9 protein-coding genes and 1 pseudogene are annotated in these 13,443 nt (G+C 48.5%); 6 read left to right on the top strand and 4 right to left on the bottom strand.

The window, feature by feature from the left end; all coding sequences use genetic code 11:
- The first annotated feature begins 121 nt into the window (after window positions 1-121).
- Window positions 122-2,085 (top strand): annotated as a pseudogene (locus ACUZ8J_RS19865) (methyl-accepting chemotaxis protein).
- Window positions 2,086-2,231: 146 nt separating this feature from the next.
- On the opposite strand, the gene ovoA reads toward ACUZ8J_RS19865, so the two are convergent.
- A complete protein-coding gene (gene ovoA, locus ACUZ8J_RS19860) occupies window positions 2,232-4,331 on the bottom strand; it encodes a 5-histidylcysteine sulfoxide synthase (RefSeq protein ID WP_446694737.1) in 2,100 nt (699 codons plus the stop codon).
- 339 nt (window positions 4,332-4,670) lie between these two features.
- On the opposite strand from ovoA, the gene ACUZ8J_RS19855 reads away from it, so the two are divergent.
- Window positions 4,671-5,066 carry a hypothetical protein gene (locus ACUZ8J_RS19855; protein ID WP_086903936.1) on the top strand — a complete coding sequence of 132 codons (396 nt, stop codon included), beginning with the start codon at window positions 4,671-4,673 and terminating at the stop codon, window positions 5,064-5,066.
- An 8-nt stretch (window positions 5,067-5,074) separates the two neighbouring features.
- On the opposite strand, the gene ACUZ8J_RS19850 is transcribed toward ACUZ8J_RS19855, so the two are convergent.
- Entirely contained in the window at window positions 5,075-5,272 is a 198-nt protein-coding gene (locus ACUZ8J_RS19850) for a hypothetical protein (protein ID WP_374917762.1), read from the bottom strand.
- A gap of 366 nt (window positions 5,273-5,638) precedes the next feature.
- Here ACUZ8J_RS19850 and ACUZ8J_RS19845 point away from each other — a divergent pair, with 366 nt between their 5' ends.
- From ACUZ8J_RS19845 to ACUZ8J_RS19830, 4 genes are all read left to right on the top strand, one after another.
- Entirely contained in the window at window positions 5,639-6,478 is an 840-nt protein-coding gene (locus ACUZ8J_RS19845; protein WP_446694736.1) for a PfkB family carbohydrate kinase, read from the top strand.
- Between the two features lie 308 nt (window positions 6,479-6,786).
- On the top strand, window positions 6,787-8,244 hold the full coding sequence (locus ACUZ8J_RS19840; RefSeq protein WP_446694735.1) for a sensor domain-containing diguanylate cyclase: 1,458 nt from the start codon (window positions 6,787-6,789) through the stop codon (window positions 8,242-8,244).
- Between the two features lie 116 nt (window positions 8,245-8,360).
- Window positions 8,361-9,056, top strand: a complete 696-nt coding sequence (locus ACUZ8J_RS19835; protein ID WP_446694734.1) for an MOSC domain-containing protein — start codon at window positions 8,361-8,363, stop codon at window positions 9,054-9,056.
- Between the two features lie 36 nt (window positions 9,057-9,092).
- Complete coding sequence (locus ACUZ8J_RS19830; RefSeq protein ID WP_011621077.1) at window positions 9,093-9,449, top strand: DUF4870 domain-containing protein; 357 nt, start codon at window positions 9,093-9,095, stop codon at window positions 9,447-9,449.
- Between the two features lie 83 nt (window positions 9,450-9,532).
- Here the strand turns inward: ACUZ8J_RS19830 and ACUZ8J_RS19825 are convergent, their stop codons facing one another.
- Together ACUZ8J_RS19825 and ACUZ8J_RS19820 are read right to left on the bottom strand one after the other, a co-directional pair.
- Window positions 9,533-11,449, bottom strand: a complete 1,917-nt coding sequence (locus ACUZ8J_RS19825; protein WP_011627491.1) for a methyl-accepting chemotaxis protein — start codon at window positions 11,447-11,449, stop codon at window positions 9,533-9,535.
- A gap of 303 nt (window positions 11,450-11,752) precedes the next feature.
- Entirely contained in the window at window positions 11,753-13,402 is a 1,650-nt protein-coding gene (locus tag ACUZ8J_RS19820; protein ID WP_446694733.1) for an electron transfer flavoprotein-ubiquinone oxidoreductase, read from the bottom strand.
- Between the last annotated feature and the right edge of the window lie 41 nt (window positions 13,403-13,443).

Genomic DNA, 13,443 nt, shown 5'->3' with positions numbered 1-13,443 from the left:
AGTTGCGTACTGAATAAAAAAATGGCCTCACTTGGTTGAGGTTTCAATCTTCACCTATAGTTTTAACGGTAGTTGTTTTGCCAGTAATTATGGAATCTTGAGTGCGACAAGGAGTGTCTCCATGGGATTTACGCGTAAAATTCAACTGATTAGTCTGTTAATCGTTCTGTTACCTCTGATCCTATCGACAGCGATAGTGACCTATCTTGCCAAAAATGAGTTATTTGCAGAGGCTCAATCCCGTTTGGTGGCCGTTAGAGAGTTAGAGAGATTAAACAACGGCAGATCAACGGTATGTTTCAAGATTTCTCAGATAACTTACAGTCCGTTAGCGCTGTGATTGCCAGCCAGCCGAATCTAGAAACCTTGAGCGATTTAGACTCAACGCTCAAATCCCTCAACAAACTGCTGGGTTTTTACGATCTGTTTATCATCACCGATGACGGTACGGTTTTTTATACTGTGGCGAAAGAGCCTGATTACGGGACCAATTTGCGTACTGGGCCCTATCGTTCTTCAGGGCTTGCACAACTCTTTGATAAGGCGCTCGCGACATCGGACACTGTGTTTTTACAGGATTTTTCTGCCTATGCACCATCAAACGGACAAGCAGCCGCCTTTATTGGCCAAGGCATTCAATATCATGGGCAGCATATTGTGGTGGCGGCACAGGTTTCTATCGAGCGGATCAACCGCGTGATGCAGATCCGCGAAGGGATGGGGGATTCGGGGGAAACCTATCTCATCGGCCCCGATAATCGAATGCGTTCTGACTCTTTTCTTGACCCCATCAATCGCACCGTATCTGCCTCCTTTGCAGGCTCGGTCGCTAAAAATGGTGTCGACACTCTGGCGGTGACAGCTGCGTTAGCTGGCAAAGAGGGGGTTATGCAGGTTTATGATTACAATCATAATCTGGTTATCTCAGCCTACTCGCCAGTCATTGAAATGGGGCTCAAATGGGGCTTAATGGCCGAGATTGATGTGAGTGAAATCGCCGCGCCTGCCTACCATATGATGTATATCGGGCTGATGGTGTGTGCCTTGTCTGTGGTGCTGGCGATCGCGGCCGCAAAACTGGTGACCAGCTTTGTGCTTAAACCTCTGGGTGGTGAGCCCGAGGATATGTGCCATTTGACTAGCCTTATCGCCTCCGGGGACTTAACCCATAGTCTCTCCCACGCCCATGTCGATAATCACTTAATGAGCTGGCTGGCGCGGATGCAGACCAAATTAAAGGAAATTATTAGCCAATTGGTGGGGATGGGCCACGAGCTAGAGTCTGCCGCAGAGCAAAATTCTGCGGCTATGTGTCAGGCCGATTGCAGCATTCAATTGCAGGCGAAAGAGACCGATATGTTAGCCACGGCCGTAGAGGAAATGAGTTATGCCGCCGCCGAAATCAGTACCAATACACTGAAATCCTCCGATGAGGTGGCCTCTTGTACTCAATCGAGTGGCATTCTTTCACAAAATCTTGCGAGTACTCGCCAAAGCTTACAGGTGACGCTAGCAAGTTTTGCCGCCATTCATCAGCAGGTCGGAAATCTTGAGGCAGATAGCCAGAAAATCGGCAGCGTTCTGGATGTGATTAATGCGATTGCCGAGCAAACCAATCTGTTAGCCCTCAATGCGGCGATTGAAGCTGCCCGAGCAGGCGAGCATGGGCGTGGATTTGCGGTGGTAGCCGATGAAGTGCGGCAACTTGCGGTGAAGGTACAAGAGGCGACGCAGGATATTGGAAAGGTATTGCAGGGGATCCAGCAGCAATCGGGTGTGCTGGCGCAGCATAGTGTGACTTGTTCGTCTGAGGCATCTAAAACGGCTGAGGATGCCGAAGGCATGCAAGCGGCGGTGGATGATATTGCTATGCGGCTTGAAACACTTAAAGCCTTAATGATCCAAACGGCAATGGCCGCAGAGGAACAAACCACAGTGTCGGCGACGATAGCCCAAGGCATTGCAGGGCTCAGCGCGGCGGCGGAGGAAAATAGCGCGGCCATCAGCCAAGTGGCGGCGAGCACCCGCAGCCTGTTAGGGCTTGCAAACCAACTTGGTTTAACAACGGCTCAGTTTAAGGTCTAGGACGCAGTGCCAAGCATAGGTAAGCAATGCCGAGCATTCGTCGTTCTTGCAACTGGATGACTATTATTGCTGTGCCGTTTGTCATGCGTCCACCAGAAAGGATTATCTGGCGGATTTTTCTTTAGGGCGACTATTAATCTTGAAAACTAACGCTTACGCCAGATCGTCATTTCTGAAATCGAATGCTGGAATTTACGCTTGGTTTCGCGGATAACGAAGGGGATTTCTTTCACCGCGACGAGTTCAAATTGGCCTATCAAGGTTTCGGTTAACCCATCTAAAGTAGTGAAGTTCTCCCCTTTGACTTTAATCCCCCCAAGCCATTTATCCTTTGGCGTGTAGTCTTCGAGCCAAGTATAGGGCGAGGCGATAACCAGATATCCTCCTTGATTGATGCGTTGCCCAATACTGGTGAGGAAATGATGAGGGTCGTTCAATCTGTCGATTAGATTTGAGGCATAGACCAAATCGTATCCTGTGTAGATTGGTTTGAGATTACAGGCATCCCCTTGGATAAAATTGACTTTTTTGGCTTCGCCAAGATATCCCAGTTTAGCAAGGCTGGCACTCTTGAATTCCTGTAAGTCTCCCTCGGTGCGAATGGTGTAGCGTTTTTCGCCTTGTTCGGTCAGAGCGTAAGCCTGCTGGATAAAGCGCGCCGAAAAGTCGATGCCATCCACGTGGTCGAACACTTTGGCTAACTCAAAACTGGCGCGTCCGACTGAGCAACCTATATCTAAGGCTTTGGTGGTGTGCTCGAGTTGGATCTCGTTGAGTGCTTGTTGTACCCCATTAACACAAAAATTAGGCACACCAAAGTACTCGGCGCCATAGTGGAATTCTAAATACTGGGAAATCAGTTCATCGGTTTCGTACACATTGACCTCGGCCATTTGTTCTGGATTTTGCAACGACTCGACGTAACGGAATCCAGCATGTTGATAAAAGTGACGCCTGAAGGCATAGCGTGAAGCGGCAATGGCTTCATTGCCCGTTGAAATCCACGAGCCGCCCTTAATCAGATTGTGCTTGCCATCGAAGGTGGGCGTCGAAAAATCATCGTAGAGTGGATGTACTGCAAAACCATTAAAACCGTCGATAGCGGTTTCAGTCCATTGCCAGACATTGCCGACAATGTCATAAAAATCATTGTGTTTAAAGCGGTTCACTGGGCAGGAAGAGGCGTAATAAGCCAGCGAGATATTGCCTGGAACTTCATGCCAGTCGGGGGCATCGCTCGGTACATTTTCCCGCAAGATATACCACTCGGCCTCGGTGAGCAGGCGAATATTGCTATGGCTTTGGCGCGCCTTCCAATTACAAAAGGCCTTAGCTTCGAGTTGATTGACTTCGACGGGCCAATTGAGCGGCAAAGGGATTTCGCTGGTGAGGTTACGTTGCCACCATTTATCATCGCGGCGACGCCAAAAGCGCGGCATTTGGGCTTGGGTATACGTCAGCCAAGCTTGGCCTTCCTCATTCCAATAGTCTTGCGTTTGATAGCCTCCCGCTTCGACAAAGGCGAGGTATTCTTGATTGCTCACTAAGTACTTTGAGGCTTTAAAGTCGGCGACTTTAAAGCTCTTATTACCGTATTCGTTATCCCAGCCATAGGTGTTGTCTTGCTCTTTTTTACCTAAGGTGATTTTTTTACCCGCTACGGTAAGCAGTTGATTGGGTTCGGCGCTACCAACATCCTGACATTCTGGCCACTGGGCATTGGCACTCACATCCTCTAATGGAAGCTGGCGAATAATGGCGGAAGAGGTCTCTAAGTGAATGCGCTCGTGTTCTATGCCCATCAAGATGACCCAAGCGGGACTGTCTTGGCTGATCGGCAGAGTGATTGGCATGGTATCAATCAGTTGATTGACGACCTGTTTGACTTGATCCCGATAAGTCTTTACCTCTGCGACACTTGGCCATTGATAGTGGGTTTCGTCGAGGTCATCCCAAGACATTTCGTCTACACCGATGGCAAACATAGATTCAAAGTGATCATTCACTCGTTCATCGAGATACTTACCCAGCTTGAGTTTATTGATATAGAAAGTGGCGGTATGGCCAAAGTAAAAAATCAGCGGATGGCGCAGCGGTTCGGCTTTAACGTAATAAGCCTCATCGTGCTTTATCAACTCGAAGAGGGATTCGTAGAGTGCCCAAGTTTGATTGAAGTATTGTTTAAGCTCTTGACGTTTCAGCGCCTCATTCTCACCCGTAAGTTTGAGTGTTTGCAAAACTGGCATATTCGATTTCTCCATAGGGCAAGCTGGTGCCATAGTGGTGGCTATGGGTTGTCAGGCTCAATACGTGGCGCGGGTTTATTGGATCACTCTATCAACAAAATGTGGCAGTTATTGAGCTGTTTTTTCAAGCTAACAGAAAGTCCGCATGGCTCCAATCATTAACTCGAAGTACAGCATATGACCTTATCGGCATCATTTTTATTGCAGTTATGTGGGTTACAGTCTGAGGGGAATTGTCTGCAGAAGGTTAAAATTATTTTATCCCTGACCAGTATTTTATCTGCCAAGGTTAAGGCAGAATGTTCTCGTCCGTAAAATTATTATGCAGGATATAACGGGATGGCAATGAACGCATTATGGATACCCGCTTGGTATGAGCTTGATCCGTCGATCGTTGTGGGCGTGACTGAAGAGTTTGTATTTCATAAACCCGCTACCAATGAGGCACTGAGATTTTACAGCGGCGCGAAAGAAGCTGATGCAGTGAAAGCGACTGGCGCAATTTCAAGCATTCATCACAAAGTCTTGGGGGATATTGAAAGTGTTGATGCTCAAGGGCTTGATTATACGGTTGTGTTAAAAGATGGTCGTCGTTTATTGGTGAACGCAGAGGAAGATCCTGGCCTTATTTACGAATGGGTGGATGACAGTTGGCAACCTTCGGAGATGGTGATCCAAGATTGGCAACTGGATGTAAAGTTTACCTCGCTTTCTCCCTTTAAGATGATCGATTAACCAACATCCTATTGTTCGGAGCAGTTAGGCTCAAAGTGTTGAACCGACTGCTCCTCAAATAACGCCTTTAATAACTGATATTCATGCTGTATCTTGGCGACATAGGCGTCATGAAACTCCAACTCGCTAAACTCTTCTAAACATTGTCGATAACGACGCAGTTGCTCTTGTCCATCAATATCTTGATGTATCCAGTCGATAAGCATACGAATTCCTTTCGTCTTTCATCCTTGAAGCGCCAGCTTAACCTTTTTCTAATCTAGTGTTGGATGGCATTTGATGACACTTTTATGAATAAATGTCTAAAAATCACATGCTTGAGAATATTTCTATTATTTATCAATATATTGCACGATTTTATTTAACGTTTAAGGTACCTGGTAGGCTGTCTCGCTGAATTCAAATATGGATAAAGTCTTACAGCAAAAACTGCTATTGGCTGCCGTGATGGGGTTCAACACCTTGATAGCTGCGATTGTGTCACCTGAGGTTTTGGTCTAGATTGAGGGCTCTTTTAACCGAGTCTTCGCCGAGAGTTAGCGCGGTCTGTTGTTTCATTATGGAGTTCTGTCATGGCAAATATTTTGCTGGTGGCCAATCTTAACTGTGACCGAGTGTTGATCCTTGATAAACCATTGAAAACGGGCGGACGCTTTCATTACCAAGATGGCGGACAAAGGCTAGGTGGTGGTGGCGCCAATACTGGGCTCGGACTGGTATGGGCGGGCCATAGAGTTGCACTGGTGAGCCAAGTCGGGCGGGATGAAATGGGCGACTGGGTCATCGCTGAGGCGAGTACTCAAGGGCTCGATTGTCGTTTAGTGCAGCGCCGCGCGGGAAATACCTGCGAAATGTTACTGGTGATGACGCCCGATGGTGAGCGCACCATCATTCGTCCGCAGCGGCCAGTTTTTGAATTATCAGTGCCACCCAAATGGCAGCATTGGGATGCGTTGTATTTTAATACCTCGGCTGAGGGTACGGTTAGTTGGGCGAAAACCGCACTGGATCATTGCCTTGTGATCGCACAACTGGCGAAGGATGACAGGCCGCGCCCTTGCCACGTGTTACTGGCTTCCGTGAGTGATATGCAAGGTCGCTGTGATGTCGCTTCTTGGGATTATGGCGTGAGCATTGGCGGAGAATCATTACGTTATTTTGTCGTCACCGACGGTGTGCGTGGCGCTAAGGTGTATACCCGAGACTATGTGCAGCATGTCCCGGCTGTGCCTGCTGAGGTTGTCGATACCACAGGGGCGGGAGATGCCTATGCCGCAGGGCTTATCCATGGCTTATGTGCGGGAAAAACTATTACCGAAGCCATGGCCGAAGGCGCGATTTGGGCGGCATTTGCCGTGGCCACCGACAGCTCGATCCCAGGTGAAGCATTGAAACACTATTTAGAAGGTTAGAATGGCTGATTAGCCTCAACGTGACGTGCAAGGGAAGTCATCTTTCTGTCACATGGGCTTGCTAGAGTGTGTTCAGTGACGAATAGCTCTTGTCCCTTAACGTTTTCTTGTGCTTTTCTCCCATTTTGTTGGTTCGCATGTTTGCCCCGTTTCCCCAACGGGGCATTTTTTTAGCTCGAATAATGTTATTCCGTTACCGAACGTTCATATTGTGGAAATATTGTGCGGTTGGCGAGGGTTTACGTTAACATTCAGGCAACGCATCTCGTTGAAATAGAATAATAAGCCTGCCGTTGTTGGAGTTGGAAATGGGCAATCACGTTTGGAATGATAAAAAGAAGTTTATTTGGTTGCTGTCAGTATTGTTACTGGTGGCCTTTTTAGTCACCAGTGGCATTAGTTATAAAGTGGCCCATGACTCCTTGAGTCAGCAGATTGAGAGCAATACTTTACCCCTAACCAGCGACAATATTTATTCTGAAATTCAACAGGATCTGCTTCGTCCCATCTTTATCTCCTCGCTTATGGCGCAGGATACCTTTGTGCGTGACTGGATGTTAAACCACGAACAAGAACCCGAAAAACTGATCCGTTACCTCAAAGAAATCCAAGATAAATACGATACCGTCACCAGCTTTTTTGTCTCGGAGCAGAGCCGTAATTACTACCACTCTTCGGGAGTTTTAAAGAAAATCCAAGATATCGACCCAAACGATGCCTGGTATTTTCGCGTGCGCTCGTTACCCGAGTCAGAACATTACGAGATTAATATCGATGCCGATACGGCGGATCGGACTAAGACAACCGTATTTGTTAACTACAAGGTTTTTGATTTTGAAGGTAAGTTTATTGGTGTCACCGGTGTTGGCCTTGCGGTTGAAAAGGTCAAGGCGTTGATCGAGCTCTATCAGAAACGTTACAACCGCCGGGTATTTTTCACCGACAGGCAGGGCAACGTTACCCTCCATGGGGATGAATATGATGGTGCCGATTCTTTGCAGACTACCGCCGGACTTGAGTTGCTGGCCACGCGGATTTTAACCAGCCCGAGCGCGGCCTTTAGTTATCAACGCAATGGTAAAACGGTTCACTTAAACAGTCGTCTCGTCCCTGAATTCAAATGGTATCTTATCGTTGAGCAGGAAGATGTGCCGCAGGAGCAAGAGCTGCTGAATACCTTTTGGGGTAACTTGGGCTTAAGTTTATTGGTGACAATTGGGATTTTACTGATTTCAAACATGACCTTAGGTCGTTATCAGCGCAAACTGGAGGTCATGGCCTCAACCGATAAACTCACTGGCGCCGCTAATCGCCAAGTGTTTGAAGAGTATTTCCATCAGGCATTAGAGAAGGCAAAGCTGTCCAAGCAAGCGATTTCAATCCTGCTTGTCGATATCGACCACTTTAAAAAAGTGAACGATAGCTATGGTCACAGCATTGGTGACTTAGTATTAAAAACCGTCACTAACCTGCTGCGTAGTCAGTTAAAAGAGCAGGATGTACTTTGCCGTTGGGGCGGCGAGGAATTTATCGTGTTATTGCCTGAGATGGATCTTAGTCATGCCGCTGAATTGGCGGAGCATTTCCGGGATTTAATTTTCCAGCGCGAATTAAAAGTCAATGGCGTGCACATCGCTATCACTGTGAGTATTGGGGTTGCCGAATACCAAAAACTTGAGCCCGCGGAAGATTTGATTAAACGAGCGGATCTCGCCTTGTATCAGGCGAAAGAAGCGGGGCGCAATCAAGTGGTTCTCAATCAGTAGTATGCTGTTATGATGGCCAAATCTGCTAAAGGGATTGTTTGGCTCAACGCTGCGTTTAGTGGCTGAGCCGTGCGGGCAGAGTTCGGTGACGGATAGCGATGAAGTAGGAGTAATAAATGTCGACCTTGTTGGTAAATAGATTATCGGGTTTGTATTTAGGGGCGGTTCTGCAAGAGATTGACGGTGTTTCTACTGGCATCGACGGTAAAAAATCGGCGCAGCAGTTGCGAGTGAATGTCGATCATGTCGAAGGCGATACGCAGGCCGATCCTAAGCACCATGGCGGACTCGACCGAGTGCTGCATCATTTTCCCCGCGAGCATTATGGTCAGTACCGTCGCTGGGATTTAATCACCCAACTTGAAGATGCGCCGAGCATGGGTGAAAACATCAGCACTGTTGGTTTGAATGAAACCGAGGTCAATATCGGCGATATCCTGCAAATCGGTGCCGTCACAGTGCAGGTGACTCAGCCGCGCTCACCTTGCTTTAAATTGAACCTGCAATTTGGCCATAGAGACTTTGCCCTCGCCATGCAGCAGAGTCAGCTATGCGGTTGGTTTTACAGAGTATTAACCCCAGGTGTGATTCAGCTAAACGACAGGATAGAATTAGTCGAGCGTAAAACCGATATCAGTGTCGCCGAGGCCATGGCGTTGTACTTCTCACCCGAATACGATGCCAAAGCCTATGATAGACTCGCCTCCTGTGAAGGGTTGGCACAAAGCTGGGTGAATAGTCTGCAGCGACGCTTAGCGACACAGCAAGTCGAAGATTGGCAGATGCGCTTATATGGGCCAAAAGGTAAATAAACTTTATTTTTCAAACGATAATACAGGGAAAGTGTAATGATAGAGTCAGTGACTAAGAGTGAAAGAGATTTTGGCTTACTTGTGTATGCCTCCAGTTTAATCGGTTATTTAGTGCCATTAGGCTCGATTCTCGGACCACTGATTATGTGGTTAATGAAACGTGAAGAGTCGGCTTTTGTCGACCAATGCGGCCGTAGTTGCTTGAACTTTAAATTAAGCCTGTTGATCTATGTGATTATCAGCGGGCTGTTAGCCTTTGTGGGCATTGGTTTTATCTTCTTGATCATCCTCGGTATCCTCGACTTAGTTTGCACTATTCTTGGGATCATCAAGGCGAGCGAAGGTCAAGTGTATCGTTATCCGCTGACGATTAAGTTCCTTTCCGATAACTAATTGCTTTTAAAGCGATTCAATAAAAAACGCCTTAGGGAGGGACTCGCTAAGGCGTTTTTGTTTGGTTTCAATCCCTCTTGGGCTTACACCTTAAATTTCGCCACTAAGGTGTCTAAGCGGTGGGCGAGTTGATTTAGCGCTAAGCTCGCCTGTGCTGCAGCTTGTGCCGTGCTGGCAGTGCGCTGGGTGATCTCGTTAATTTCGGTCACGTTGCGGTTGATATCTTCCACCACGGTCGATTGCTCTTCCGTCGCTGCAGCCACCTGAATGTTCATATCGCTGATCAGGCCAATACGGTCACTAATGCCTACCAGAGATTGGCTCGCCTCATCGACGGCGGCAACCCCTTCGTGGGAGCGCGCACGGCTTTGGGCCATGGCATTCACCGCTCGGCTGGCCTCGGATTGCAACTTGTCGATCATACCTTGGACTTCGTTGGTCGATGCGGCGGTGCGCGATGCCAGATTACGGACTTCATCGGCTACCACGGCAAAGCCTCGTCCCGCTTCACCTGCACGTGCGGCTTCAATCGCGGCGTTCAGCGCTAACAGGTTAGTTTGCTCCGAAATCGCGCGGATCACATCGAGAATGCCGCCGATAGACTTGGTATGAGTCGCGAGGGATTCAATCACTTCACCAACTTGCTCTACATCTTGGGAGAGCTGATTGATGGTATCTCGAGCACGGGTCACCACCACTTGGCCGCTATTGGATTCGGTATCGGCATCTTTTGCCGCAACAGCGGCTTGGGCGGCATTGCTGGCGATTTCATTCACCGTGGCACCCATCTCATTGATGGCGGTTACGACCATCATAGTGCGGTCTTTTTGCTCATGGCTGTCTTCAAGGGTTTGCTGCGCCTGATTAGACACATCCTTCGCTGAGAAGCCGAGTTGTTCGCTGGTTTGGGCTACTTCAATCACTGAGTCTTGGATTTTGCTGATAAAGCTATTAAATCCTTGCGCTAGTTGGGCAATCTCATCTTCACCTTTAACGGGGAGGCGCTGACGTAAATCGCCTTCACCTTCACCGATATCACGGAACATTGCCGCGACTTGTGCGATAGGGCGGCTTACTGAACCTGCCACCACAATCGCCAGCATAATAAAGCCTGCGGCAATGATTAAGGTCCAAATTAAGATCTGGTAGGCGGCATCCGTCAGCAGGGCGAACACTTCGGCTTCGGGCACTTGTGCCACTAGATACCAATCCATGGAGGGAATATAGCTGCTGGCTACGAAGGTGTTTTCACCTTGGATTTTGGTATCGATCAGGTTGAAATCATTACGATTAAGTAATGAGCTGATATTCGCGCCTGAGTACAAGCTCTTGAGGCTGCTCTTGCCAATTTGGCTGGCGTCGGGGTGCAGTTTTATCTCGCCTTTGGCATCGACTAAGTAAACAAAGCCAGTTTCTTCAATCTTAAAGGAGCCCAGTAGGCGCACCATATCATCGAGGGATTTGGCGAGGCCAACGAGTCCGCGACCATTAGGTTGCTGATAGTTGATAAATAGTTTTACCTCGCCATTGGCTTCGGTAAAGACGTTAAGCATCCGCTCTTGGCCGCTGTCGCGATAACCAAAAAACCAACCGTCCTGCGCGGGGGTGAGTACACGTAAAAAACCATCCTGAGTGTAGTAGGCGGCGGTTTGTCTATCGGCGTATGAGGCTTGAGCCAAATGATATTGGCGGGTGATATCCTTCAGCTGGGCAACGACTTGCGGTTCTTGCTCCTGTGGACGACCGTTTTCAAGCCATTGCAGCAACATACGGCTGCTCGCGAGTTGTTCGGCGGCATTCATTAAGCTCGAAATATCTAGCTCAATCTTGTTGCGGATCTGCATCATTAGGCTGGGCATTTCCGACCCGAGCATACGCTGCTGTACCACGCTTTTTGCACTACGTTGGCTGAGGACGCCCACGAGTATGGTCGACAGCAGCACAGCAAATGTCACTGTCAGCAGGATTTTCTGCTTAATAGTAAGGTTATTCAATATCATAAATATCAATATGCCTGTGTTAGACGTTTAGAAATATCGGTCGACGTTTTCTAGCCAATAACAAGTATCGGACAGAAATGTTAAAAGTTAACCTCTGTTTAGGTCGAATGCCGAATAAAACAGCGTACAAGACATTTATTGGGCCTAACCTGTTGCTCTTGCGGTAGATCTTGTTATGTAGAGTATAGATGGAAATGAGTTGCTGATTTGGAGCATGTGATTTTTATGGCGCAATTGTGACCAAAGTGTGGCGTGAAGGCAAGCAAAAATAAGGCGCTCAATGAGCGCCTTATTCCGGTTGAGTTACATATTTGGGTAGTTTGGACCACCGCCGCCCTCGGGCGTCACCCAAGTAATGTTTTGGCTCGGGTCTTTAATGTCGCAGGTTTTGCAGTGGATGCAGTTTTGCGCATTGATGACAAACTTAGGTTGTCCTGCTTCTTCAACGATTTCGTATACGCCGGCAGGGCAGTAACGCTGGGCCGGCTCGTTAAATTGCGTCAGGTTTATCCCGAGCGGGATGCTGTTGTCTTTTAAGCGCAGATGGCAAGGCTGGTCTTCCTCATGATAAGTGCTCGACAGGTAGACTGAAGAGAGCTTATCGAAGCTGAGTTTGCCATCGGGCTTGGGATAATCAATCTTGCTGTAGGCGCTGACTGGGGCCATTTGTGCATAGTCTGGGTGCTCATCACGCAGGGTGATAGGGAACTTACCGCCGAACCAGTTTTGATCTATGTAGTTAAATGCGCCGCCGAGGAAAGTGCCAAACTTGTGCATTGCTGGGCCAAAGTTGCGCGACTTATTTAACTCTTCGTGTAACCAGCTTTCTTCCAGATGGGTTTGGAAACAATCCAGATCTTTACCGCCTTCGACCTCGGCCAGCATCGCTTTAGCTAAGGTTTCGGCCGCGACAATGCCGCTCTTCATGGCGGTGTGGGTGCCTTTGATTTTGGCAAAGTTTAAGGTACCTGCATCGCAGCCAATCAGCAGACCGCCGGGGAAACTCATCTTCGGCAGTGAGTTCAGGCCGCCCTTAGTGATTGCGCGAGCCCCATAGGTCAAACGCTCACCGCCAGTTAAGTATTTGGCGATGACCGGGTGAGTCTTATAACGTTGGAACTCATCGAACGGGCTTAAGTGTGGGTTCTTGTAGTTGAGGTCGATAATCAACCCCACGGCAATTTGGTTGTCTTCCATATGGTAGAGGAAGCCGCCACCCGATGCGCCATCGGTTAATGGCCAACCACCTGTGTGCACCACTTTACCTTGTTCGTGTTGTTCGGCGGGGACTTTCCAGATTTCTTTAAAGCCTAATCCGTAATGTTGTGGTGTCTTGCCATTATCTAAGTGGTATTTCGCGATCAGCTGTTTGCCTAAGTGACCACGGCAACCTTCTGAGAACACGGTATATTTGGCGTGTAGTTCCATGCCGGGCATAAAGCTGTCTTTCGGCTGACCGTCGGCACCGACGCCCATGTCACCAATCAGGATGCCTTTCACGCTGTTATCTTCATTGAAGAGTAATTCGCTGGCGGCAAAGCCAGGGAAGATTTCTACGCCGAGCGCTTCGGCGCGGGTCGCGAGCCAACGGCAGAGGTTACCTACACTGACAATATAGTTGCCTTCGTTGTGCATGGTTTTAGGCACAAACGCATTGGGCATCAGCTTGCTGTCGGTGGCGGAATTGAGTAGATAGATTTCATCGTGGGTCACGGCTGTAGTGACGGGAGCGCCTGAATCGCGCCAGTCGCTGAATAGCTCATCTAACACTCGTGGTTCGAATACGGCGCCAGAGAGAATGTGCGCGCCCACTTCGGAGCCTTTTTCTACCACGCAGACGGTAATTTCTTTGCCTGAACTCTGTGATATCTGCATCAACCGACACGCAGTGGCCAAGCCAGCTGGGCCTGCGCCGACGATAACAACATCGAATTCCATTGATTCGCGTTCCATCAGTTCACCTCTTCCTTCGCATATCCCCGATTTTTACCGGG

The sequence above is a fragment of the Shewanella sp. Koi 1 genome (genome assembly GCF_052907445.1).
This window is presented reverse-complemented; position numbering and strand designations above follow the sequence as displayed.